We start from the raw sequence: 24083 nt of genomic DNA, 5'->3' as shown, positions 1-24083 counted from the left end.
CTATACCAATCCCCAAAACAAAGCCCCTTGTATTCTGACAAGGGGCTTGAGGAAATCAACAAGACAGATTATGAAGCCGATTTGGTGCCAGACTTAACCTCATCCGACCGTCGAAAAACATCTTCTAAGGAGGCGCGCTTACCGTCGGTTTGGTTGGTGCGCAGCCTGTTGAACACATTAGCCAGCACCGCATCTAGGGAGAATCGACCACCACCATTGATTACAAAGAACAGAAAGGTGGCGGCGTAGAGGGCAGACAGCTCCAGGTAAGGAATACTGAAACCCGCTACCTTGACGTGGTGATACATCGCCACCAGCATAGTGAAAACAAGCCCCATGGCGGCAGGACGAGTAAACAGCCCCAGGGCTACCAAAGGCGCACCAATTAGCTCAGTGAAGGCCGCCATGTAGCTCAGAGTGATGGGGAAAGGCAGACCTAGATAAGCCACGTAGGCATTGGCAAAGCTCTCGATGTTGGCTAGTTTGTCAAGGCCGTTATGAACCATAACAATACCGGCAACCACTCTCAGAATTGTCCAAGAAATCTGAAAAGCGGTGTTGGTGGACTGATTGGGCTGAAGCGCAAGGCCGCCCAAGGCTAGAAGGCGTTGCTGGGCAATCATAGGAGTTTAGAAAACTTAATATCGTTGTTAATTATCCTAACGAAGTTTTAAGGGAAGTAAAGGGTCCGCTTACCTCAATTTGCTTTCTTCACTAAAAAATTCCCGTTCTAGCTCAGCGGCAGAAGTTAACCTAATAGCGTTGGCTAACCATTTCAAGGGCGATCGCACCAAAACTCAATCATTTAAGCCCCCAAACCCCTGTAGCTTGGTCAAGGGCGCTCCTTCAAACTTGGCAGTCCAACATATAACGGGGCATTGCAGCATCCGGTATTGCCAAACACCGCTGGTTAGGCGAAGCCAGCACCTGGAGCTTGAGGCTGTTTCCCTCCCGGCGCAAGTTATGGTCTTGTAACTTGTGTCGGTCTATCAGGCTGACACAGTCAAGATTTCTGCCATAACCTGAGGCAGGCCTAAAGGATCCCAAAGGCAGAGCTATATCTGTAGAGAATTCTGAGGCTAGTGTTAACTTTTTTATCTAGTTGTCGCTCCGCCTTGTGAGAGGGCGTAACGGAACTTGATAATTAATTTAGAAACGCAGATAAATCAAGGACATACCCATGGGTTTAATCAAGTCTATTTTTGGGGCGATCTTTGGGCTGCTTGGCGGCATCTTCAAAACCGTTGGCGGCCTGGTAGGTCTAGGCAAAAAGTCTGAGTTTTTCATGGAACTCGATGAATCTGAGAGCAGCGCCCAACCGGCGCCTGCTCTCACAGCCCCTGCTAAGGCTGAGTCTGTGGCCGCTCCAGCAAAGGCAGCGACTAATGCCCTAGCAAAGGTTTCAGAAAAGGCAACGACTAAAGCTCCAGCAAAGGCTTTAGCAAAAGCAGCGGCCAAAGCTCCAGCTAAAGCTGCCCCTGCTCCCGCCTTAGTAGCAATGGCACCTGCTGAGCCAGCTCCTACCGCCTTCGCCTCTACCTACCTCACCACCGTAGGTACGTCCCTACCCCGTCGTCGCCGTCCTGGTCCTAGCCTGTCTCCTTTTTTGAATATGGCTAAGCAGGTCAAGACCCGCTAAACCAACCACTCTACGCATACGTTAGGGATAATCCAGAAGTTCAGGGATGAGGGTTAAACAACTAGCCCTCATCCCTGAACTTTAATTTTTTGAGCCTTTAGCTTCTCTTTTCACCACAAACCGTAGACCGCTGTACAGGTGAAAAGCTGCATCCCAGGGCGAGGGCAGCGATCGCCCCATCTCCACTTGGTTCTCAAAAGACGGCAGCAGTTCGATCAAATCTAGGGCGCTTTCCCCAAAGCCGTTGAAATCGGTAAGCGGGGCTGAAGCGATCCGGGCTGCAAAGTAGCTTTTCATAGCTTTCCAGGCAGTAGCCGCAATCAAGGGTGACGGAAATGATTCCGCTGGGGGCAGGGGCATTGCCTCACGAAACTTGTAGGTGCGATCGCACAAGCGCAGCACGCAGCCGCGTCCGTGCAGGTGCCAGTCGATCACTTCACCATAGTCTTGGGTGGCATCTTTGCGCTTGAGCTTGCCGCGCATATCTAAATCCACTACTGATTCATAAATGGGCAGTTGCCCCACTACCCACTGAGTGATGTCGTTCCAGGTGAGCTGAATGGTGCCCTGCTGGCCTGCACTATTCAGGCAGATCACCATCAACTCTGGCTCCACTGCGCGAATCGCCTGCACTCGAAAGGTGTCCACCTCCTTGACCTGATCCACCGTAGCCCAACGGGCGGGAGTGCCCTCGGCCTGAAGCTGTTCGCAAAAATACTGAGTTTCTCCCGCTGAGCCGACCCGCAGCAGTCGCCAGTGCTTGCTGGGTAGCCGAGTTTTAGCAGTGTAAGCATCAATCTGCATAACTCGGGCTAGGCCCTGGGCTGCCGGTTCTCGGCGATCGCCCGTTACTGGCTCTAGCACTAGCATGGCCGTCGCCGCCGCTCCCGGCTGCTGCTTGGCAGCGCTCAGATCGTGCTCTCGACGCTTGGCCATCCGGTCTCGCACCCGTTGTACGCCTTCGCGCGCCTGGTTCAGCACTTTAGTGTTGGCGGTGCTTTGCAGCAGCTGGGTATAGGTAATCTGGGCCTTCTCCAACTCGGTCTTGGCTTCCCAATATTGCCCCATGGCCAGCTTAAGCCAAGGATCTTGGGGCGTTTTTTGCTGCCACTGCTTAATTAGCTGGGCTGCCTGAGTCAACTGCTGAGCCCCAAGGGCGGCAGAAACAAGGTCGTACATAATGGGCAATAGAGATTCTGCACGTGCTACGACTCTAGCATTTGCGCTCGGGCTAGACTCGGGTTTGCTGCTAGCTAAACGGCGTCCGCAGCTGCTGAGCTAGGCCATAGCAGCACCCTATCGGGCTCCAGCATGGGACAGATCAACGCTGCCGAAGTTAAGACTAAGGGCAATGTTGATATTTTCAAACATATTGATCAACCAGGCCACCGTTTCGCTGGAGGCAGTTTCGTAGTGGTTAAACAACAGCGAAAACCGTCGATCTAAGAAAGGTCTGACCTTCTGGCAAATCAGCAAAATTCTAAGCAGCAGTCCTGTGGTGTGCACTGGCCCCAGATTGTTGATTAAATCGAGGAATACGTAGTGTTGCCGACCAGCGCTGGGGTCAACCACCAAAAAGTTGAATAGGTTGCTACAAGTACGCACTTTGAGAAAGTCATCCATTGGATTGCTATCGCTGTCGGTAAAGGCAGACAGTAGGTGGTCTTGCAGCATGGCTTTGAACTGTCGCTGGCCATAGTCGGCATCGACATCGGCAATGATGTAGTCAAACAGGTCTTCTTTGAACTGCCGAAACGACATGCCATGATCGTGGTTAAGCAAAAAACGCTGAGCTCCGTCGCGATAGCTTTGACCGTGATCGCGGCGGCGGGCGAAGTGCTTGAGCGACGAGACCAGCTCTTTATCGTTTAATAACGTGGGATTGGGCACCATCCGCAACCGATCAGCAAAGTCTGTCTGCCCCTGGCGATGCAGTCGCCCCCGACGAACTCGGTAGGTGACATAGTGGCTGAGGTCAACCTCAAATTTATGCTGAGCCTCAACCTGCATGTGACGCACGTACTGCTGATGCTGAAGGTCGCTATCTTCAGTCACCAAACAGTGCTCGTAAAGATAGGGATAGCGGTTGATCAGCGAGCCCAGGGGCACGGCCTCGGCCTGCCGATTGCGGGGTAGGGCAGAGTGGCGAGCCTCAATGACACACGCCAGTCGCTTGAGGGCGAGATACTGCTCCGTGTCTCTAAAGTCTTGGGTAACCTGGCGCAGGCGGCGAATGGGCCGCGATCGCGACAGTTCTGACACCCGATCGGCAGGCACAGACTCTAGCAGCTTAATCAAGACAGGAATAGCCGGCTGCAGCTGAGGATTGGTTTGCCAGCGGTTGATGAGAATGTGGCAGCAACGGTTGAGAATGAACCGAAAATACTCTTCGATCTCTTGGCAGGCCAGCAGGCGATCGAGGGCAGCTACGACATCGCGATCGGGGTAGCCAAACCCGTCAAGAAAGAGCGCCTGAAACCGATCGAGCATGGCGTCAGGAGACTCAACGCTAACGCAGGTCAACAGGTGACTGTAGAGACACTGCTCATCAGCGGTAGTAATTCGATTGTTATAAGTCGCTTTTGTCTTCACGGCTTTACCGCCCTTGCCCCACCAACAGATGAGCTTAGTAAACTAAGCCCATACGGACTGCGATGAGAAGAATTTTGATGTTAAGCTCACTGGCTAAAGTACGAACTCTAAAGATGCACGGTTTTGATGGTAGCAACAGTCCTTAGGCTCATTAAAGACGATAGACAACCCTGTTCGCGTCAGTTTTTACACTAGGCTATCGTTTGCGTATCTCAAGATTACTGCGTGAATTTTCTAGTTTCCGCGATTATGTCGGGAGCGTTAACGAAGCTCTGGTAAAGTTCTTTACCTAACCATGAGGTAGTAGTAAACCCTGTTAGGGTTAGGATACCCATACCCCAAGGCTATTCACCGCAAAACATTAGCGCAAGCCTTGTCTGTAGACCAGCCCTGAACCGTGGGCAGCTTACTGAGCGACAGGTAAGGTCAGCTTTCTACTTCGGAAGAGGTGCCTAACAGCTAGGGTCCGAATTCCCTTACAATCAAAGCACTTTGCGACAAGATCGGGCCAAAACCTGACGTATCGCAGACATTGCTACAGATTAACCACCGTTGACTCTATGGGCTTTTCATCACTAGCTACTCTGGCTGCAGCTATACAGGCACCTCTAGATTATGTGCTGCCTGCTCACCGAGAAGATTGTGTAGCAAATATTACTACTGATAGCCGCGATATCCGGGAAAACGCTCTTTTCGTCGCTCTGACGGGCGATCGTTTTGATGGGCATAGCTTTGTTGAAGCGGCGATCGCTCAGGGTGCCATAGCTGCGGTGGTCGAGCAAGATAAGCTCATACCCCATCTGCCTTGCCTGCCGGTGGCCGATACCCTGGTGGCATACCAGGCCCTAGGGCACTGGTGGCGTACCCAACAGCAAGCCAGCATCGTAGCGATTACTGGGTCGGTGGGCAAAACCACCACCAAGGAACTGCTGGCGGCGGCCTTAGGCACCCAAGGAGCGGTGCACAAAACCCAGGCTAACTACAACAACGACATTGGGGTTCCCAAAACGCTGCTTCAACTTCGACCCGACCATGCCTTTGGGGTGATCGAAATGGGCATGCGGGGGCCGGGGGAGATTGCCCGGTTAGCCCGCATCGCTGTACCCGATGTGGCGGTCATTACCAACGTGGGTACGGCCCACATTGGCCGTCTGGGGTCGGAGCAGGCCATTGCTGACGCCAAGTGCGAGCTGCTAGCCGAGTCGCCCCAGAGCATTGCCGTGCTCAACCATGACAACGCTAGGCTCCTAACCACTGCCCGCACCGTATGGGCAGGGCGCACCATCACCTTTGGCCTGGAGGGCGGCGACGTTCAGGGTCAGCTGGTTGATCCTGGAACCCTAGAGGTACAAGGTGTACATTTACCGCTGCCGCTGCCAGGTCGCCACAATGCCCTAAACCTGTTGGCGGCGATCGCCGTTATGCAGGCTCTCAACCTCGACTGGCGGGTGCTCAGCCAAGGCATTTCAGTAGACTTGCCCAGCGGTCGGGCGCGACAAATTCTGTTGCCGGACGACATTGTGCTGCTCGATGAAACCTACAACGCGGGGGTAGAGTCAATGACGGCGGCCCTTCATTTGCTAGCCGAGACCCCTGGCCAACGCCGGATTGCCGTGCTGGGCACGATGAAAGAGCTAGGAGAGCGATCGGTCGATTTGCACCGCCAAGTTGGGCAGGTCGTGGACAATTTGGGACTGGATGCCCTGCTCACTCTGGCTGACCCTGACGAATCCTTGGCTTTGGCGGAGGGGGCAGCGAGCGTTAAGACCGTGAGCTTCGCCGATCACCAATCTCTAGCCCAGCATCTGGAAGGGATGCTGCAACCGGGCGATCGCGTCTTGCTCAAAGCCTCGCGATCGGTGGCCCTCGATCGGGTAGTTGAAACCTTGGCAAAGGTCTTTAGCGACTGACAATAGAATCTCTGAGCCTGGAACAGTCAACACCTGCGCTCTGTACTTCTCCAACGAGAGGAGAGCTGCTAGTAGTCGTACTCAGCTACTGGATTCATGGGGTCGGGAGCAAAGGCTAGCCATAGCGGAAATTGCAGCAGCGCCAAACTAATCACTGACTCAGCTTCGTCTACCACAATAAAGGGTAGACCGTTGTCAGCGGAGATGCGATCGGCTCGCTGAGCTAGAGGCTCTGGTGCATCAAACAGCATGACCCCCTGGCCAGTACCAAAATCCGCACGGGAAATGCCCAAACAGTCTTGCAGCCCCCGCCGCCATTCTCCCAAACGCTCGGGGCTATTAGAGAGCACTAGGGTGCGTAGGCGATTGCCGTAAAGAGCATGCAAAATCGACAGCGCCGACGAAGCCACCAGCACGTTTTGCAGACGGCTGCCCATGCTCTTAACCGCTCCCCGTCCGCCTTGGGCAAAGAACCAGTTAGAAACCCGCTCGGCGTGGATGGGTTCAAAGGTGCGGCGCAGCTGCCAAAGGGGGCCGTAGTAATCGGGACGCATGCGGTACTGGTCAAGCAGGCTGCGAATACGCTCCGTTTGGTCTTGAAAAGCATTCGAGGCAAAGGCTGGCTGAGCCGACGACTCGGCAGCAGCTCGGCGGGGAGACGGGCGAGGGGCGGAGCGTTCGGCACCAGACTCGAAACGAGCATCCGCTGCAGAGCCATCCCTAGCGTCTATCCTCGACGCCGGGGTAGAGCGAGCTGCTGGAGTGATATCGAGCTGGTCTGCCGCCACTGCCAAATCTTGCAGGCTACCTACCAAATAGTCTTTAAAGCCCTGCACCCGTACCGCTAAATCTTGGGATGCACCGGCAAAGGTAGTGCGCATCTCGGCCTGAATGCGCTCCTGACGACGCTCTAGCGTTTCAATTTCTTTTTGCAGATTGCGCTTGCGCTGCTCTAAGTCTGCTGTGCCCTGCTGCACCATCCGGCCAATGTCAGCCTGAATTTTTTGAAACTGGTCTTGAGTCAAGCGGTTGTAGGTTGCTTGCAGGTCAGCAATGCTGCGCTTGAGGTCAGTCTCCTGCTGGCGTAGAGCGTCAAGGCGATTGCTCCAGTCTGATTTGAGACCCGTTGAATCCGAACCCAAAGCAGAGCTAGCCTCGGGGCTCCCATAGCTACTGGTACCATCCGGTCCCAGATTCGATTGTGATAGCTCCTCTGCGGTCATAACGGTTCCCATAGACCCTGTTGTCAGCCTATCAGATGAGGGCTTGGTTCGCCCCTGGATGCCTGTTACTCTTCTTTGGCAGCCGCGCAGTGGGTTTCGAGGCAGGTACGCAATTCGCTGGGGCTAAATATGATCGGTAAAAAGTGGATGCTGTTGATCTCACGAAAGTAGAACAGCACGGGCACTGGTCCCCAAAAGATTTCCCAGTGCTGCCACTCCGCATAGGGAAAGTGACGAATCAGCGTATCGCGTCGGTAAATATCTAGCGCACTATCAGTAAACCGTAGCGTAAGCGTCACGGCCTGCACTAGCAAAAACACGCCGAAGATACCTACCAATGCTCCTAACCAGATTTTCCCAAACGCCAGCAATATTCCGAGGCTGATTACGGTCAGGGGGATGCGGTAGCTGGGAGGTAGGTTGGTATGGGTTGCTGTAGGGGTAGAGGTCACAGTTTACAAAGGTTGGGGCTATCTGAAGTATAGGAGAATCTACCTTCTAGTGCTGAAGAGGCGATCGCTGAATCAGCTGCCATTAAAAGTTATTCATCACAGCGCTGCCGGTGCCTTGGAACATGAGCCACGAGAGGAAAAAGTTGCTGATGAAAATAGCTAGCAGTGCCGTTACTACTGCAGTGGTGGTAGATTGCCCAACGCCTTTGGCACCACCAGTAGTGGTTAGGCCCCAACTAGTACCAATGATGGCAATTAGAATGCCAAAGAAAAACGCCTTGATTAGCGAGCTTACCAAATCCCAAATCGACAGAAAGTTTTGGGCTGAATCTAAAAAGACTGAAGAGGGGATGCCGTACTGACTAGTGGCAATCAACAGCCCGCCGGTCATGCCGGTGATGAATGACAGCACGTTCAGCAGAGGCAGCATCAGGGCGCAGGCAATGACCCGAGGAATCACTAGGTAGTCGATGGGGTCAGTTTTGAGAATTTGCAGGGCGTCGATTTGCTCAGTAACGCGCATGGTGCCAATTTCGGCCGCAAAAGCTGACCCCACCCGCCCAGCAATAATCACTGCTGTCAGCACCGGGCCAAGCTCTCGGGCTAGGGTGAGGGCCAGCACGCCACCCACCGCCGCTCCAGCCCCAAAGTTTAAAAATTCTCGCGTCACCTGAATGGTAAACACCATGCCTACGAAGGCTGCTGTGATGAGAGCAATCAGCAGTGACGCAGGCCCTACCGCAGCCATTTGATCTAGAGTATTGCGCCGATGTACCGGACGAGAAATCAAGTGAATGACAACCTGACCTGCTAAAAAGGTCGCGGCTAGAGCTCGTTGGGTCCATAGCTTCAGGTTTGTGCTATCTGCCACCTGTGTCAAGGCCTGACCCCCTTTTTGGAACGTAAGTAATCGGAAAGTCGAGTTTGCCGGGAGCTTAGGATTAGCCTGCTCCTAAGGAGTCCTGTATCGCTTGCGCCCGTTGCAGAGCAAGTCGATTTAGAACTAATCCTAGAGGGGTTTAAGGCCCACTCGACCATGGGTCTATGGGAACTTTACTGAGGATTTGAGGCTTTGACAACTGCCCCAGGATCGAGCAGGAGGAACCCTAGCCACAAAGTGCGGAGTGTGGCCATTGTCTGTGAGACTCCACTATCCTGAAGGTCGGAGTCTAATCCATCCCGTTTGAGTGCTGCTTATGAATGGAACACCGCCAACCGCCCCAGGATTTTGGGCAAGGTCAAGACACCGGCTACGCCCAATGTTAGTGGGTTTAGTAGCGCTAGTTGGCCTTTGGCTGTGGTGGCCCATTGCTCCAGCGGCGGCGCGGGCACCCGTGCAGACGGCCCAGGCCATTCAACCCTACCTGGATCGGGTAGCGGATGCCGTTACCGAGTTTACGCTCGAGAACGGGATGAAATTCATCGTGCTAGAGCGGCACCAGGCTCCGGTGGTGTCATTTATGATTCACGCCAACGTAGGCGCGGTGGATGAAACCGACGGCAAAACCGGTGTGGCCCACTATTTAGAGCACCTGGCATTTAAGGGTACTAGCCGCATTGGCACCAAAGACTTTGCCGCTGAGCAGCAGTTAATGACCCAGCTCGATGCAGTATTTAACGATCTGCTGGCAGCCCAAACAGCCGGTGATACGGCCAAAGCTGCTGAGCTACAGGAGGAGTTGGCGGCATTGCAGAAGCAGGCGGCCAGCTTTGTGGAGCAAAATCAGTACGGCCAGATCATTCAGCAGGCGGGAGGGGTCGGCCTCAACGCTACTACGTCTGCCGATGAGACACGTTATTTCTACAGCTTACCTGCCAACAAGCTGGAGCTGTGGATGTCGCTGGAGTCGGAGCGGTTTCTTGACCCGGTGTTTCGCGAGTTTTACGAAGAGAAGGATGTCATTCTTGAAGAGCGCCGCATGCGGGTAGATAACTCCCCGATTGGCACAATGATCGAGCGGTTTCTCGAGGAGGCGTTTGTCAGCCACCCCTACCGTCGCCCCGTGATTGGCTACCAGGATGACCTCTTTGTGGCCACCCGTGAGGATGTGCAAACCTTTTATGACACCTACTATGGTCCTGCCAACCTGACCGCTGCGGTAGTAGGCGATGTTGACCCCGCTGAGGTGAAGCGCCTAGCTGAGGTTTACTTTAGTCGCTATACTCCTCGGGCGGTACCTCCCGAGCCTGCTATTGATGAACCACCTCAGACTGAGCCCAAGGAATTTTCGCTGGCACTGCCCTCGGAGCCCTGGTATCTAGAGGGGTATCATCGGCCTAGCCTGCGCCACCCTGACCATGTGATTTACGGCATGATCGAGAGTCTGTTGATGGGCGGGCGGACGTCTAGAATCTACAAAACTGTGGTAGACGAGGCTCGTATTGCCTTGGATATTGGCAGTTTGAATGGCTTTCCGGGCGATCGCTACGACAATATCTTTTTGATCTATGGCCTTACGGCCCCCGGCCACACCCCCGAGGAGATTGGCACCCTGTTTGCCCAGGAGATTGATCGGATTAAGCAGGAGCCCGTTAGCCCTGAAGAGCTAGATCGAGTAAAAACCCAGGCTCGGGCGGGTCTGCTGCAAAGTTTGGCTTCTAATGGCGGTATGGCTTCGCTGTTAGCTGAGTACCAGGCTAAAACCGGCGATTGGCGCAATATCTTTAACAACCTCAAAGCCATTGAGGCGGTGTCAGTGGCCGATATTCAGCGGGTCGCGCAGACTCTATTTCGGCCCGAAAGCCGCACCGTAGGCAAGCTAGTGCAGGCTCCGTCTGCCGAGTAGTTTAGGAGCCGATCAATTTGAGTCAGCCACCAAAACGCATGAGTGGCCCTAGGCCGCCTTCAAGACATTCATATTTAAGACCTACGGTATTGGGACGCACAGTGATGAACGCGAACAGCTGGTTTATGGGTACCCGTCGCATCTTACGGCGGAGCATGATACCGCTGCTGGCCCTGGCTGGGCTGTTGGGGGTGCTGCTGCTGACCTGGCAGCCCTCGGCTATTGCCCAAACCCCTCGCTACTATGACGAGCTAGAGTTTCCGGCCCTGCGAGATATTGAGATTCCGGCCTATGAGCGCTATGAGTTGCCCAATGGCTTGGTGGTGTACCTGCTTGAAGACCATGAGTTGCCGCTGGTGAGCGGCAGTGCTACCTTTCGTACCGGAGCGCGGTTTGAGCCTGCGGACAAAGTCGGGCTGGCCAATCTAACCGGCGAAGCCATGCGACTGGGGGGCACTACCCGCCTAGATGCTGACGCTCTCAACCAGCAGTTGGAGCAGCGGGCCGCGTCGATCGAAACCGGCATTGACATAAGTGAAGGCAGCGCCAGCTTTAGTGCCCTCAGTGAAGACACCGCAGCGGTATTTGAACTGTTTGCCGATGTTGTGCAGCGGCCCGCCTTTGCCGACGACAAGATCGATTTGCTCAAGCGCCAGTATGGTGGCGGCATTGCTCGTCGCAACGATGACCCAGACGGTATTACTAGCCGCGAGTTTCGCAAGCTGGTGTACGGGGCCGATAGCCCCTACGCTCGCACCATTGAGTACGCAACGCTGGCAGCGATTGGCCAGGAGGATATTGAGCAGTTTTATCAGGCTTCTATTCGCCCCGAGCACACCATTTTGGGCGTTGTGGGTGACTTTGACAGCGCCCAGATGAAGCAGTGGATTGCTGATTATTTTGGCGAGTGGCAGGGTGTTGGAGAGGCGTTAGAGGATACGTTGCCGTCGGTGGAGCAGGCGAAGGCTGGCGTGTTTGTGGTGTCCCAACCCCAGCTGACTCAGAGCTATGTTGAGCTGGGTCACCTGGGTGGGCAGCTTAACTACCCCGACCATGCCGCTCTAGCGGTGATGAACGAGGTACTGAACGGCTTTAGCGGCAGGTTGTTTAACGAGGTGCGATCGCGCCAAGGCCTGGCCTACTCGGTCTACGCCTACTGGGCGCCTCGCTATGACCACCCCGGACTCTTTATTGGCGGGGGGCAAACCCGCTCTGAGGCCACAGTGCCTTTTATTCAGTCGACGCTGGCTGAGATCAACCGCATCCGCACGACGACTATTACCGATGTAGAGCTAGCGCAAGCAAAAGATGCCGTGCTCAACAGCTTTGTGTTTAACTTCCAAAGCCCTGGCCAAACCCTAGCTCGGCTGATTCGCTACGAGTACTACGGCTACCCCCAAGACTTTGTGTTTCAGTTTCAAGACCAGGTGCGCGAAGCAACGGCCGCCCAGGTACAGGCGGCTGCCCAGGCTAGGCTCAACCCAGACCAGCTGGTGATTCTAGTGGTTGGCAATCCGGCAGAAATTCAGCCGGGTCTCGACGCCTTGGCCCCAAATATTACGGTCACTCCGATCGATATCACTATTCCCCAGCCCCAGGCTTAGGGACACCAGCTCAGGAGTTATCTTCGGTACTGCCGGTGTCAGTATCGCTGGAGGACGCTTCTTCAGCGGTGGCAAACCAATCGCCGGGCAGCATGCGGGTGTCGTCCTCAGCGGCCTCGGGGTCATCCATGTTGTCGGTGGCTACGCTCTCGATACGCACGCCGTAGGGGGGCAGACCGACAACAGTGTCTCCTCCTGAGGCAGGCAAGCCCTCAGGCTGGGGCTGCGATCGCACGACTACTTCAACACTGCTGAGGTCAGCCAGCACTTCCTCGGCCCGCTGGTAGCGATCGGTAAAGTCATAGAGCACCAGCCGAGTGACGATGTCGCCAAATCTAGGATCGAGGTTAGGAGCCTCGTGCCGCCAGAGCAGTTCCCCGTTCACGTCGCGGCGCAGGGCGTAGGCTGGGATACCAGTCAGGGCTTCAATGGCAGTGATGCCCAGGGCGTAGAGGTCGCTGCCAAATTTGGGCAACCCCGCCGACTGTTCGCTGGGCATGTAGCCCTGGGTGCCCACTCCAATAGTGGAGGTAGAGGTGAGATTCACCCCCGTATCCGCTAGCTTGTTAGAAATTAGCTTGACAGCGCCAAAATCGATCAGCACCAGCTGCCCATCCGCCTCGCGACGAATGATGTTAGACGGCTTGATGTCGCGGTGAATCACCCCCTGGTCATGCACAAAGGCCACCACCGGCAGCAGCCCTAGCAGCAAGTCCAGCACATAGGCCTGAGGCATCGGCCGGCGGGAGGCTAGCTCATCCTTGAGCAGGCAACCCTCAATCATTTCTTCAACCAAGTAGAAAGAATTTTGTGCCTCAAAATAGGCTAAAAGCCGCGGAATTTGCGGATGGTGACCCAGTTTTTCGAGAGTTTCGGCTTCGCCCTGGAAAAAGCGCCTGCCCAAGCGGTGCGCCCTCGGATCATCGCTAATAATCCGCAGCTGCTTCACCACGCAAATGGGCGAACCAGGGCGCTGGGTGTCTTCGGCCACGTAGGTTTCGCCAAAGCCCCCTGACCCCAGCAGCCGCACAATGCGGTAGCGGTTGGCCAGCAGCAGGCCGATCACCTCCGCCTCCCGCAGCTTGAGCAGGTCTTGCAGGTCGTCTTGCTGACTGATGATTTCCTGCACAATTGGGGAAGTAACGTACTGCTCTAGAGTTTGACGCAGGCGCTGTTTGCGCAGCTGCTCGGTCACAATATCGGCCACGATGTAGGTGCTGCCCAGCACCATCAATCCCACGATAGGAGCGCCTGTAGGCAGCAACAAACCTGCCCCCACAAAGGCCCCGTAGCTCACCCAAAACCAGCCGCCTAGGCTGGCCGCCGTCCAGCCTAGGCGGGCAATGGGGCGATTAAACCGCCGCAGCAGCAGCACAAACCCGGCCCCGCTACCCAACACCAGCAGCCCCCGCAGCCAAGGGTTAGGAATTCCTATGCGCAGGGCTTGGCCATCGCGCAGGTTAGCAATATCGGTGGCCAAAATTTCGACCCCGGCCATGGTCTCGGGGTGCAGCAAGGTTTCTGAAAAAGGGGCTTGGTGAAAGTCTTGGAGGAACTTAGCAGTGCCGCCAATCAGCACGATCTTGTCTTCAAAATAGCGCCCGTTATCGAGGTAATTGGCCCAAGGGTCAGGGTCAAGGACATGCCAAAAGGGGATGTGGGTAAAACTGCGAGTAGGCCCATAAAAGTCCATAAAGTCGCCCTTATAGAGGGGATGACTAACCCCAGCAGCATCGAGGGTGGCCTCAGCAAATGACTGGGTGTTCTCGACCTCACTTTCGATCGTGTCACGGTCGAGATCAGCCTCTCTCGCGATCAGGTCATTTAAGTAGGCGCGCCCATGGCGGTGAATACGGCCATCGAGCTCGGTGGGGAAGTTGACGTTACCGATATAAACGGGGGTATTGAGCAGTTTAGTGAGGGGCCGAGTCGGATTGACATACTCGCCCTCGCTCATGTTGGCATCATCCACGGTAGTAGCCAGTACCACGCGATCGCCATAGCGAGCCAGCACATCAGCCAGGGCCTGGTCATCGGCGGGGCCGTAGCTGCTGTCAGAGAACATCAAAATATCCAACGCTACCGCCTTGGCTCCCGCCTCCAGCAAACGTTCGATCACGATCGCATGGGCCGTGCGCTGCCATGGACTGCCCGAAATCGGAGCGAGATAGCTGTACCGCTCAGGGTCGGCGCGGTAGTATTCGGCTTGCCCAAAGGATTCATCATCCATCGCCAAAATGACAATGTCATCGGGGGGCGCTAGGGGGCCACGAATGTCAAAAAAGACCGTTTGCAGCCGTCGTTCGAGCAGCTGCACCGGCACCGAGTCGGTAGCCACGTGGGCCGCTACAAAACTCAGCCACAACCCGGCCAGCGAAATTTTTACCCAATCTCGCTTGATCTGTCGCTGCACCCAGCCCGTAACCCGAGAGGTGGCAAGGGCAGCAGTCTTAGTTTTGGAAGACGAGGTCATGGGCGATCGCAGCGGGGGCAACCCCTAGCTTAGTCACCCAGTTGCCCCTTCGGGGGACGAGTTTATGGAATCTTAGCTACATCCCAACCGGCTATTGCTCATTTTGTAGAGAAGACTGCACTTGCACTACGAAGGTTTGCAGCAGCCCTGGTGACAGCTGTGGATGGGGGGCGGTGTCGGCAAGAATCAATGTTGCCAGCAGAGCAAACGCTATACGGTTCCACTTAAAATCGCGATAGATGGAAGTTTGCACAGGTCATACCTAGGTATAAGGCCAAAAAAAGGCCCAGAGAAAAGCTCGATTAGTCACAGGTTCACTCAGTCGAGATCCTGACCCGATGGCGATAGTTCTCAGACTTAGTTAAGAGCTGGCGCACCGACTAAAACCATCGAGTCACAGCACTGCGTAGCAGATGGGGAAGCAGCTTAGGCCCGGGTAGAAAGACAACGCCAAGCTGCTGCATCAGCCCCAGGGCATCGCCATGGCCCCAGTGTTCAACAATCTTGCCGTTCTCCACTCGGTCAATGTGCATAACCGCTAGGCTGATTTGCTTACCGGTGGGTGGTAAACCTTGAAAGGAGCCAAGATGGGTAGCTGTAAACGTGCCGCAGGTGACGACGCGATCGCCCGCCGCAACAATTTCATCAAACCTGTGGTGACCCTGGCTAAAGGCCGTATAAAACGACAGACCAAACTGGTTAAAGCCTTCTTTGTTTAGGGGCTCAGGCATTCCTGCTTGGTGAGCGACAAAGTTAGGCGCGAGCAAATCTAGGGCACGATCGATGGTGCGATCGTCGAAGGCTTTGTAGAAACGAAGCACCAAGTCCTGATTAGGCTCTGTCGCCTGCATAGATTGATTCGCCAAAGTTATTAGAGGCAACAAAACTAAACTAAACGGTTTGGTAAAATTAGTCAATGCCTCGTTAGAATGAGTGTATAGAGCGATACTCTGTTGCTTTGGTTCCTAGGGGATGCTCTGGGGTGAGCAGCGACTTGGCTCAATGCGATCGCAGGGGCCGAGTTGCTATGTCTCCCGGCGATCGGGTGCTATACATGAATCAATTGGGTTAGAGAGGTGGCAACGCGTGGTTCAAAGTCCGGCAGTGCTAAATGACAAAGCCGTGCAAATTTTGCAGGGAGCAATGCAAGAGTTTCTGCAAAATGGCTACGCTGGCACCAGCATGGACAAAGTAGCCGCCACCGCCGGAGTCTCTAAACCAACGGTCTACAACTATTTCAAAGACAAAGAGGGACTGTTTCGAGCGCTGATTCAGTATGTGGCCCAGGCCCGGTGTGAGCAGGTGATGGGCGACGGCAACCTAGAGGGCCGTCCTGAAGTGGTGATTCGGCGCTTAATTACCAACGCCATTGAGAGCGAGCTCCACGACCTCGACTATCAAAATTTTGTGCGTCTAGTGGCGGGTGAGTCGGGCCGTTTTCCACAGCTAGCCCAGGCTTTTGTGGAATATCTCACCAAACCTGCCGCCGACCAGCTCACCGACTATCTCAAGGGCTGCCCAGAACTAAATTTGCCCGACCCAGAGGCGACAGCGCGAGTGGTGCTGGGCGCGACGGTGTTTTTTATCATGACCCAGAGTGTGATGCACGGGGAGCACATTATGCCCATGGAGCCCAAGCGCTTGGTGGATAGTTTGGTAAACCTGGTGACGCGATCGCAGGCTGCCTAAGGTTTTTCAAACTATCCACCCACCGAAGCCATCGGTTGGGTGCCGCGCTATCTACTCACTCTCAGCAGGCACGGTTGTTTCCTTGTTGAAAAGGAGTATTGCCTGTATGAGCTTTGGCCCCCAGCCCCCAGTCTGTGCTCGGTTGAGTAGAATTTCATCGGTCCACGTCAGGATGGTGAGCAGTGCCCACCCTACGGGACTGCGAAGACTGCTTCTGGCAGCTCCATGGCCTCGCCGTCAGGGCCTTCGAGCACAAACCCAGCATCGCGAATCATGGCGTAGTCAGCCTGAGCGGCTTGCCCAGGTGTCGTTAAGTAATCGCCCACAAAAATTGAGTTGGCGGCATAGAGGCCTAGGGGCTGAAGCTGCCGCAGCTGCACTTCTCTGCCACCGGCAATGCGAATTTCTTGGGAGGGCAGCAGCAGTCGGTAGAGACACAAAATCCGCAGACACTGACGCGGGTTTAGCTCATGGCGACCCTCGAAAGGTGTGCCCTCAATGGGAATCAGAAAATTCAGCGGCACGCTGGTCACCTCCAACCGCCGTAGTGCCAGGGCCATGTCGATAATGTCGTCATTCGACTCGCCCAGGCCAAAGATGCCCCCAGAGCAGGTGGTCATGCCCGCCGACTGCACCGCCTGAATAGTATTCACCCGGTCATCAAAGGTGTGGGTGGTGCAGATCTCGCCGTAGTTAGCTTCGCTAGTGTTGAGATTGTGGTTCACTCGATCAACTCCCGCCGCCGCCAACTGCTGGGTTTGGGTTTCATCGAGCAGGCCGAGGCAGGCACAGATTTTCATGGGGTAGCGTTCTTTGACCTGACGCACCGCGTCGAGCACTTCACCAAAGACGCGATCGGAAGGCGATCGCCCCGAAATCACCATGCAAAACGTACCGGCCTTTAGCGTATTGGCCCGCTCAGCCGCCGCCAGGATTTTCTCCTGGGCCATAAAGGGATATTTTTCGATTTCGGCAGCAGAGATTTTCGACTGCGAGCAGTAGTGACAGTCTTCGGGGCACAAGCCGCTTTGGGCATTGAGCAAAAAGTGCAGCCTTACCCGGTTGCCCCAGTAATGTCGCCGCACTCGGTAGGCTGCCGCCAGTTGATCGAGCAGCTCTGTGTCAGGGGCGGTGAGGACGGCGTCAGCCTGCTCTCGACTCAGCACCTCACCAGCTAAAGCCTGGTCTGCCAGAGTTTGCCAATTGACACGGGAAGTCACAGTAGAAGTGGCAGTCATAGCGGTGAGGTAAGTGGTTGGGGAGAATTAAGGTTTCTATTGTCTCAGATTAGATCCCCATAGCTTTCCGGGTATGAGGGCGACCATTTCTCCCCAAACTCAGGAGGCGCAGAATCTCAGTAAGACCTGGGCAGAGATGCATCTCCGCTTGGCCCCTCGACTGGTCTTGTTTAAGCAACTGAGGGGAAATCAAGAACGTAAGACAGCGGCTAGCCTAGCTGTTTTCTAAAACCCGGACATCCACGGTGCTGGCGTTGAAATTGTAGAGATCGCCATCCAGCTCAATCGGAGTACCTACTTTGACCTTGCTGTTGCCAAACACTGGCCCGGTATCGGTAATTTGGGCATCGTCTTCGAGGGTGATGAGCATGTCCAGTGTGTAGTTCAACTCAGGGCGAGGGTCGGGCAGGGCTTTGACCGTGCCATCGGGCTGGGGCACAGTAGTACTGCGAGGCAGCAGCACCGCGTTTTTAATCTTGACCTGGCCATAGGGCTGGTTGCGAATGATGATGTTCGTAGTTTCAGAATTCTTAATGGCTGCAAATAGCCGTTTGGGGTCAGAGGAGGAGAGACCACGCACCATGACGTCTACTTCCACTGGCTTGGTGGTTGCACCGACCTGCGCCACTGACCCTGAGGTGCCCGGATATAGAAAAATACCAAACAGGACCATCAATATAATAAGCGCCGCCGCAACATCTAAAATGCTGACTTTGCCGAACAGGCGGCCTTTAGCGTCGAGTAGGGTCATGGCTAGGGTGCCCTCGCAGAGGGAAAAGGTGAGTGGTTTTAATAAAGGAGAATGTCGATCCCATTGAACCACAGGGTGGCTCGTTTGAGGCGTGAGCTTGCCCTTGCGCGATCGCACCTGTACCTAGTGCCCATAGGATAGCGAAGCCAAATTTATTACTGACCACTAGCTGTGGTCGCCAGACGCGTAGCGGGGCAAGATGGATATAGTTCTGTACCTCAGCGGTACTTGGGGCACTCCTATGCTTACTCCTCTCACGCAACTGACAAAAAATTCTTTTTTGCGCCGCGGGCTGTATGGCTTACTGGCCGCCGTCATGGCGATCACCATTGGCCTATCGACTCCCACTGCGTCCCAGGCCGGCATTTTTGACCTGATTTTTCAGGGCATTCGCTATGTGCAGCTGGGCAACCTGTCTGACCAGGATGAAGTCAACCTAGGCGGCCAAATTGACCGCCAACTCAAGGCCCAGGCGGGGGTACGGGTTTACAACCGCAACTCGGGCGTTAATGCTTATATAAATGAAATTGGTCAGCGCCTGGCGACAAATAGCGATCGCCCCAACATACCCTACACGTTTCAGGTGGTAGATGACGACGGCGTCAACGCCTTCGCCACTGCTGGCGGCTTTGTCTACATTCAAACCGGACTAATTAAGGCGGCAGCTAATGAAGCTGAGCTAGCTGGTGTAATGGCCCACGAAATTGGCCACATCACTGGACGCCACGCCATTGGCCAGATGCGACAGCAGGCGCTAGCCAGTGGTGTGGCCGGTGCCCTAGAAGTGCGTCAAGATGCCCTGGTGAACATTGGGGTACAGCTTGCCCTACAGCTACCTAATAGCCGCGAGGCTGAGTATGACGCCGATCGCCGTGGATTTAACAACCTGGGCCGGGCGGGCTATGACACTAGGGGTTTTATCACCTTTATGCAAAAGCTAGAGGGTGGGTCTTCGGCTGAGTTTTTGAGTTCCCACCCCAACCCCGGCAACCGGGTAAGCAACCTGCAAAGTATGAACAGCAGTGGCACCTATCCCAACAATGGGGTGGGCACCGATGCCAACGCCTACCGCAATCGCATTCGCGGTCTATAGCGTCTCCAATTGCTTGAGCTGCTGACGGCAGACCCTCAATCCCCAAAATCCCAGGTCTGGGTCTACCCTGACTTGCTGGGTCAGGGGCGGGGTCTGCTTTTTCATGGCGTGATAGACAGCCGCGCTATCTCCCCCCGTTAGCACGACCGCGCCCTGGGGCCAGTCAGTCTGCCAAGCTTGAATGAAATCGCGAATTCCCGCTAGCTGGGTGTGCAAAATGCCGCTAGCGATCGCCTCAGCCGTGTTGGTTGCCCAACGCTGGGGCCAAATCTCAGGATTAAACTCTAGTGCTGGCAGCCGATCGGTATGAGTATGGAGGGCTCGAAATTGCGATCGCAACCCCGGCAAGATTGCGCCCCCGATCAGACGTTGCTCGACTCCAGCGGTAAAGGTTAGAGCCGTACCGCAGTCAACTACCAGCGCCGGCCAGCCCCAGACATCCCCTGCACCCACCAGCGCTAGAGCGCGATCTACCCCAAAGGTGGCGTAGGTGTTTTGCAGCGGCACCTGTTCAGTTTTGATCGGGTAAATGTTGGGATAGTCCAACAGCCAAGTTAGGGGCGCATCGACGACGGAAGCCAGCCAAATTTCGGGATGCTCCCCCAGCCCTTGGTTCCCGTTGTCTGCGTTAGAGGGAAGAGCGGTCTCAATCCCCAACTGCTGCCAAGCCGAGAGCGCAAAATGGCCTTGATAGAGCGTATTCACCTGGGATTCTGATAGGTGAGCGGTGTGCCACGACCCTAGCCAGCGATCGCCTACCCCCGAATCGTGACCATCATCTGCAAAGGCAGCCCAATGCCAGCGGCTGTTGCCAATGATCAAAGCTAGCCAAAAAGATTGACGACCTGTACCCATAAACGCATCGATAACGGCGAGACGGGAAAATTTTAGGGAAAGAACTGCACTTTTTAGTTCTTTTGAATGCGTCAGGATTTTAGAGGGAAAGCAATCGCAGCAATACCCTTTAAAAAACTGAAGAGTGACCATCTTGGCCACTCTCCGTTAAGTCTTTTTCATGGGGTTGGCCAGACAAGCTTAAGGGCTGCCGTGGCTGAAACAAGCTGCTTAACTGAGTTAAACACCTCAAGAATGGACAAAAAATCAACAGAATGGGCAATCTCGCTAAACTACAGTTGCTTTTCACAATCCGTTGCCTGACCGGCAGTTAGGGTAGGTTAAGGTCAAGAATGACCACCTCTAGAAGGATTGTTTTGAAGCGAATTTGAGTTTGTTACTAACTAAAGCACCAGCTCGTAAAGGCTGTTAACCGAGTTAGGCTTGCGGGGTATTCAGTTGTTTTCGATATATCTAAACTATCACAGCCAAAGGGGCCTGCAAAGGCGTTTGACGTATCGTTACCCGTCGTTACAGGGGTTAGCAATGGTAACAAAGTTCTCAGCAGAAAATATCTTTTGGGATCCTTGAAAGACTAAATTTAAGCCAAATTTAGCGGATCGACATCAATAGTGAGACTCACTTGGCTGGGGCAATGGCGTTTCAGGTCTTGTAGGTTAGGTAAAGGCTCATGCAGGGGGCCTTTGACGACTAGATGCCAGCGGTAGCGACGGGCAACTCGCGGAATTGGTGCTGGGGCTGGTCCCAGCAGTTGATAAGACGACCCGGCCAGCATCTGAGTCACATGCTGAGCGAGGATTTCAGCCGTTTGTTGCACTGCGTCAGGATCGGTACTGCTGAGCCGCAGTAGCACCATCTGCCCGGCAGGCGGGTACTGCAATAACTGTCGCTGCGTCCACTCAGCGGCGATAAAGCCCTCATAAGCATGGCGGGTAACCGCTTCTACCACCGGATGGTCGGGGGTATAGGTCTGTAAAAAGACCTGCCCTGGCTGGGTGCCGCGCCCCGCCCGCCCCGCCACCTGAATTAGCATTTGCAGCGCTCGCTCGCTGGCCCAATAATCATTCATATATAGGAGTCCGTCGGCGGCAATGATGCCCACCAGGGTAACCTGGGGCAGATCGATGCCCTTAGTCAGCATTTGGGTACCCACCAGCAGATCGGCTCCACCCTCGGCAAAGCGAGTCAGCAGCGCGCGGTGAGCCCCTTTGGTACGGGTAGTGTCGCTGTCGAAGCGAATGCAGCTGAGCTCTGGAAAGGTTTCAGCCAGAGCATTAACTACCCGCTGGGTGCCGCTGCCAAAGTGTTTGAGGTAGGGTGAGCTACAGGCCGGGCAGTGTTTGGGATGGTTCTGGCTATAGTTGCAGTAGTGGCAGCGCAGAGTCATGGCGCTGTTTGCCCCTGGCTGGTGGTACGACAGCGACACATCGCAGTGGGGGCACATCATCACATAGCCACAGCTGCGGCACGACACAAAACTGCTGTGCCCCCGCCGATGAATGAACAACAATCCCTGGTTGCCCTCGGCTTTCATGGTGGCCAAAGCGGTTTGTAGCGATCGGCTGAGAATGCTGCGGTTGCCGTCTTGTAGCTCGTCGCGCATATCCACAACGTTTACAGTGGGCAGCGGCTGGGCCTGCACCCGCTCCGGCAGCGAAAGATATGTCCAGGGCAGGGATTCTTTTCGTTGAGAGTTGGCGGCGCGCATAGTCTGACTGGATGCTAAGGCAGAGCGCTCTCCAAGCCCGCCAAAGTTGGAGGCAATCGAAGTTTCAACACCTGCCAAGGTTGAAATTTGGCGGTCATCTAGCGTCTTCGTTCGGGATACGGCCATTTCCCGATCTATTGGCATCGCTGCGTCTAACATCTCCTCGCCCAACCCCTGACACTGCACCCAGGTATCGAGGGAGGGCGTAGCGGAACCGAGCACCAGGGGGCAGTTTTCCAACTCAGCTCGCCAACGGGCGACGGTGCGAGCGTGGTAGCAGGGGGGCACGTCTTGCTTGTAGCTGCTGTCGTGTTCTTCGTCGAGAATGATCAGGCCCAGGTTGGGCAGGGGCATAAAGATGGCAGAACGGGTGCCTACAATCACTAGTGGTTTAGACGGCCTGAGGCTCTGCCGCCAGGTGTCGTAGCGTTCGCCATCGGCTAGATTGCTGTGGTAGACCCACACCTGAGCGCCAAAGCGACGGCGAAAGCGATCGGTGAGCTGGGGAGTGAGGCCAATCTCGGGCACCAGCACCAGGGCCGACTGCCCAGCGGCAAGGCGAGGGGCGATCGCCTGCAAATACACCTCGGTCTTCCCCGACCCCGTTACCCCATGCAGTAAAAACTGACTCCCTTGCTGACTCTTATTAATAGGAGCGAGCACCTGAGCCTGATAGTGGGTAAGGGGCTTGGGCTGATCGGGCAGCAGCGCTGGCCCAGTTTCAGTCCGCAGCTGCTCGCGCGGCTCGATCACCAAGCAGCCCATCTGGGCCAATCGCCTCAGAGTAGGACTGGTGGTTTGGCACAGTTGCAAAGCATCGCTCAGCCACAGATCGCTACCCTGACGGCGCAGTGTAGCAATGATGTCTTGCTGACGGGCCGTCAAAGCGGAGGGTAGGGTGTCGCCGCAGACCAGGGTAACTGCCTGGCGGCGCTTGGCTTGGGGCGGCTGGGGTGGTGCCAAGTAAGACTCGGCCCAACCCAACTGGATAAGCTGTTGCAGGGTTCGATAGCTGTGGCCGCGTTTTTGTAGATAGGGCCAGGTGTAGTCTCCCGTGGGCGATCGCTGGAGATCCTCCACTAGCTCCTTCAGCCCTGGCGCTAAGGGGATCTGGGGCAGGCGATCGCGCCGCAGCCGCAGCCGTCGCTGGGATTTGGCTAGCAGCCCTGGCGGCAGCGCTGTCTTGAGCACCTGCATCAGCGGCACTTGGTAGTAGTGAGCCACCCGCTGCAACAACACCCAGTAGGGCGGGGCGAAAAACCGCTGTTCAACCACGCCCTCTACAGATCTAATCTGGTGGGCCACCAAGTTGGCTGGAGGAGTTAGGGAAAGGGAAAGGGCGATCGCGCCAATGCTTTGATGACGAAAGGGCACCGTTAATATGTCACCCACCTGTACCTCTAGCGAAGCAGGCACTACATAGGTATATTCTGCGGGCTGGCCGCCATAGTCCACCAAAACGTTGACCCACTGAGGCTGGGGTCCACTCTCACCAAGGCCCACGTGTTTTACACCACCTACGTTACCTCTGCCAGTGTAAGAGGTTGTTTGACCAGCTGACTGAAGACTGATTAACAACCTTTCCCCCAATCAACGACATCTCATTTTGGGGTGTGACCGCGCCGCTTGAGGCAACAGTACTGGCAGACGCAATCCACCATTCAAGATTGGCGATAGCGTGAATAGCCTCAGCACTCAGCGCTGTCTATCCCCAATTCAGGTTGGTATCGATTAGCCTCCCTACAGATCACAATCCTCAGCCAGACTCGAATCGGGTTTAAACACTCAAGCCCGTTAGTTTTTAACAGAATGCAATCTGTGGAAAGTTTTCAACAGATTGTGGAAAGTTTTCCACAATCTGTTGAAAACGGAGCCAAACCATATAGAAGAAAAAATATAGATCTCTAAACCCAGATCAACAGCAATCTGCCCCAACCCTGGATACCTATCTCTATCCCTAGATGGCAATCAATAACAAGGCAAAGTGTCCGAGGATAGCAAAAAATCCTGGAGGTTACCCTTAAATTTTCGGTCCATTTTTTGGATTGGCTGTTACACTACGCAAGTTGC

The 24083-nt window shown here is 55.0% G+C and carries 19 protein-coding genes; 6 read left to right on the top strand and 13 right to left on the bottom strand.

Going from position 1 to position 24083, the window contains the following annotated elements; genetic code table 11:
* Nucleotides 1–68 precede the first annotated feature (68 nt).
* Nucleotides 69–623: a DoxX family protein gene (locus NC979_RS11980; protein ID WP_190521598.1), complete on the bottom strand. Its 555-nt coding sequence runs from the start codon at nt 621–623 to the stop codon at nt 69–71.
* Nucleotides 624–1180: 557 nt separating this feature from the next.
* Between NC979_RS11980 and NC979_RS11975 the strand changes: the two genes are divergently transcribed.
* A complete protein-coding gene (locus NC979_RS11975; protein WP_190521596.1) occupies nt 1181–1639 on the top strand; it encodes a hypothetical protein in 459 nt (152 codons plus the stop codon).
* A gap of 81 nt (nt 1640–1720) precedes the next feature.
* Here the strand turns inward: NC979_RS11975 and NC979_RS11970 are convergent, their stop codons facing one another.
* Together NC979_RS11970 and NC979_RS11965 are read right to left on the bottom strand one after the other, a co-directional pair.
* Nucleotides 1721–2818 carry a hypothetical protein gene (locus NC979_RS11970; protein ID WP_190521593.1) on the bottom strand — a complete coding sequence of 366 codons (1098 nt, stop codon included), beginning with the start codon at nt 2816–2818 and terminating at the stop codon, nt 1721–1723.
* 117 nt (nt 2819–2935) lie between these two features.
* Nucleotides 2936–4231, bottom strand: a complete 1296-nt coding sequence (locus tag NC979_RS11965; protein ID WP_190521591.1) for a hypothetical protein — start codon at nt 4229–4231, stop codon at nt 2936–2938.
* Between the two features lie 560 nt (nt 4232–4791).
* Between NC979_RS11965 and NC979_RS11960 the strand changes: the two genes are divergently transcribed.
* The gene (locus NC979_RS11960) at nt 4792–6141 is read left to right on the top strand and encodes a UDP-N-acetylmuramoyl-tripeptide--D-alanyl-D-alanine ligase (protein ID WP_190521589.1); all 1350 of its coding nucleotides are present in this window, start codon (nt 4792–4794) and stop codon (nt 6139–6141) included.
* A gap of 68 nt (nt 6142–6209) precedes the next feature.
* Here the strand turns inward: NC979_RS11960 and NC979_RS11955 are convergent, their stop codons facing one another.
* The 3 genes from NC979_RS11955 to NC979_RS11945 form a co-directional block, all read right to left on the bottom strand.
* Nucleotides 6210–7283, bottom strand: coding sequence for a DUF3086 domain-containing protein (locus NC979_RS11955; protein ID WP_242024120.1), 1074 nt, complete (start codon nt 7281–7283; stop codon nt 6210–6212).
* A gap of 146 nt (nt 7284–7429) precedes the next feature.
* The gene (locus NC979_RS11950; protein ID WP_190521587.1) at nt 7430–7816 is read right to left on the bottom strand and encodes a DUF3119 family protein; all 387 of its coding nucleotides are present in this window, start codon (nt 7814–7816) and stop codon (nt 7430–7432) included.
* 82 nt (nt 7817–7898) lie between these two features.
* Nucleotides 7899–8687 (bottom strand): MlaE family lipid ABC transporter permease subunit, encoded by a 789-nt coding sequence (locus NC979_RS11945; protein WP_313887147.1) that lies wholly within the window; start codon nt 8685–8687, stop codon nt 7899–7901.
* Between the two features lie 388 nt (nt 8688–9075).
* On the opposite strand from NC979_RS11945, the gene NC979_RS11940 reads away from it, so the two are divergent.
* Both NC979_RS11940 and NC979_RS11935 read left to right on the top strand, forming a co-directional pair.
* Entirely contained in the window at nt 9076–10602 is a 1527-nt protein-coding gene (locus NC979_RS11940) for a M16 family metallopeptidase (RefSeq protein ID WP_199308951.1), read from the top strand.
* Between the two features lie 104 nt (nt 10603–10706).
* Entirely contained in the window at nt 10707–12206 is a 1500-nt protein-coding gene (locus NC979_RS11935) for a M16 family metallopeptidase (RefSeq protein ID WP_242024119.1), read from the top strand.
* A 10-nt stretch (nt 12207–12216) separates the two neighbouring features.
* Here the strand turns inward: NC979_RS11935 and NC979_RS11930 are convergent, their stop codons facing one another.
* The 3 genes from NC979_RS11930 to NC979_RS11920 all read right to left on the bottom strand — a co-directional run bounded on the left by NC979_RS11930 (nt 12217) and on the right by NC979_RS11920 (nt 15545).
* Complete coding sequence (locus NC979_RS11930; protein ID WP_190521581.1) at nt 12217–14679, bottom strand: serine/threonine-protein kinase; 2463 nt, start codon at nt 14677–14679, stop codon at nt 12217–12219.
* Between the two features lie 91 nt (nt 14680–14770).
* The gene (locus NC979_RS11925) at nt 14771–14932 is read right to left on the bottom strand and encodes a hypothetical protein (RefSeq protein WP_190521579.1); all 162 of its coding nucleotides are present in this window, start codon (nt 14930–14932) and stop codon (nt 14771–14773) included.
* 127 nt (nt 14933–15059) lie between these two features.
* Entirely contained in the window at nt 15060–15545 is a 486-nt protein-coding gene (locus NC979_RS11920; RefSeq protein WP_242024118.1) for an ester cyclase, read from the bottom strand.
* Nucleotides 15546–15765: 220 nt separating this feature from the next.
* Here NC979_RS11920 and NC979_RS11915 point away from each other — a divergent pair, with 220 nt between their 5' ends.
* Nucleotides 15766–16368, top strand: a complete 603-nt coding sequence (locus NC979_RS11915) for a TetR/AcrR family transcriptional regulator (RefSeq protein ID WP_347403959.1) — start codon at nt 15766–15768, stop codon at nt 16366–16368.
* A gap of 191 nt (nt 16369–16559) precedes the next feature.
* Here NC979_RS11915 and bioB read toward each other — a convergent pair whose 3' ends face one another.
* Together bioB and NC979_RS11905 are read right to left on the bottom strand one after the other, a co-directional pair.
* Nucleotides 16560–17606, bottom strand: coding sequence for a biotin synthase BioB (gene bioB, locus NC979_RS11910; protein WP_190521577.1), 1047 nt, complete (start codon nt 17604–17606; stop codon nt 16560–16562).
* A 214-nt stretch (nt 17607–17820) separates the two neighbouring features.
* Nucleotides 17821–18357: a DUF4330 domain-containing protein gene (locus NC979_RS11905; RefSeq protein ID WP_190521575.1), complete on the bottom strand. Its 537-nt coding sequence runs from the start codon at nt 18355–18357 to the stop codon at nt 17821–17823.
* Nucleotides 18358–18598: 241 nt separating this feature from the next.
* Here NC979_RS11905 and NC979_RS11900 point away from each other — a divergent pair, with 241 nt between their 5' ends.
* Nucleotides 18599–19450 carry a M48 family metallopeptidase gene (locus NC979_RS11900; RefSeq protein ID WP_242024117.1) on the top strand — a complete coding sequence of 284 codons (852 nt, stop codon included), beginning with the start codon at nt 18599–18601 and terminating at the stop codon, nt 19448–19450.
* Here NC979_RS11900 and NC979_RS11895 read toward each other — a convergent pair.
* Together NC979_RS11895 and priA are read right to left on the bottom strand one after the other, a co-directional pair.
* Nucleotides 19445–20305 carry a pantothenate kinase gene (locus NC979_RS11895; protein ID WP_190521571.1) on the bottom strand — a complete coding sequence of 287 codons (861 nt, stop codon included), beginning with the start codon at nt 20303–20305 and terminating at the stop codon, nt 19445–19447. The two genes, NC979_RS11900 and NC979_RS11895, sit on opposite strands and share 6 nt — an antisense overlap.
* A gap of 580 nt (nt 20306–20885) precedes the next feature.
* Nucleotides 20886–23516 (bottom strand): primosomal protein N', encoded by a 2631-nt coding sequence (gene priA, locus NC979_RS11890; RefSeq protein ID WP_190521569.1) that lies wholly within the window; start codon nt 23514–23516, stop codon nt 20886–20888.
* Nucleotides 23517–24083: the final 567 nt, after the last annotated feature.

It is taken from the genome of Leptolyngbya subtilissima AS-A7 (genome assembly GCF_039962255.1).
In the GTDB taxonomy this organism is placed as follows: Bacteria; Cyanobacteriota; Cyanobacteriia; order Phormidesmidales; family Phormidesmidaceae; genus Nodosilinea.
This window is presented reverse-complemented; position numbering and strand designations above follow the sequence as displayed.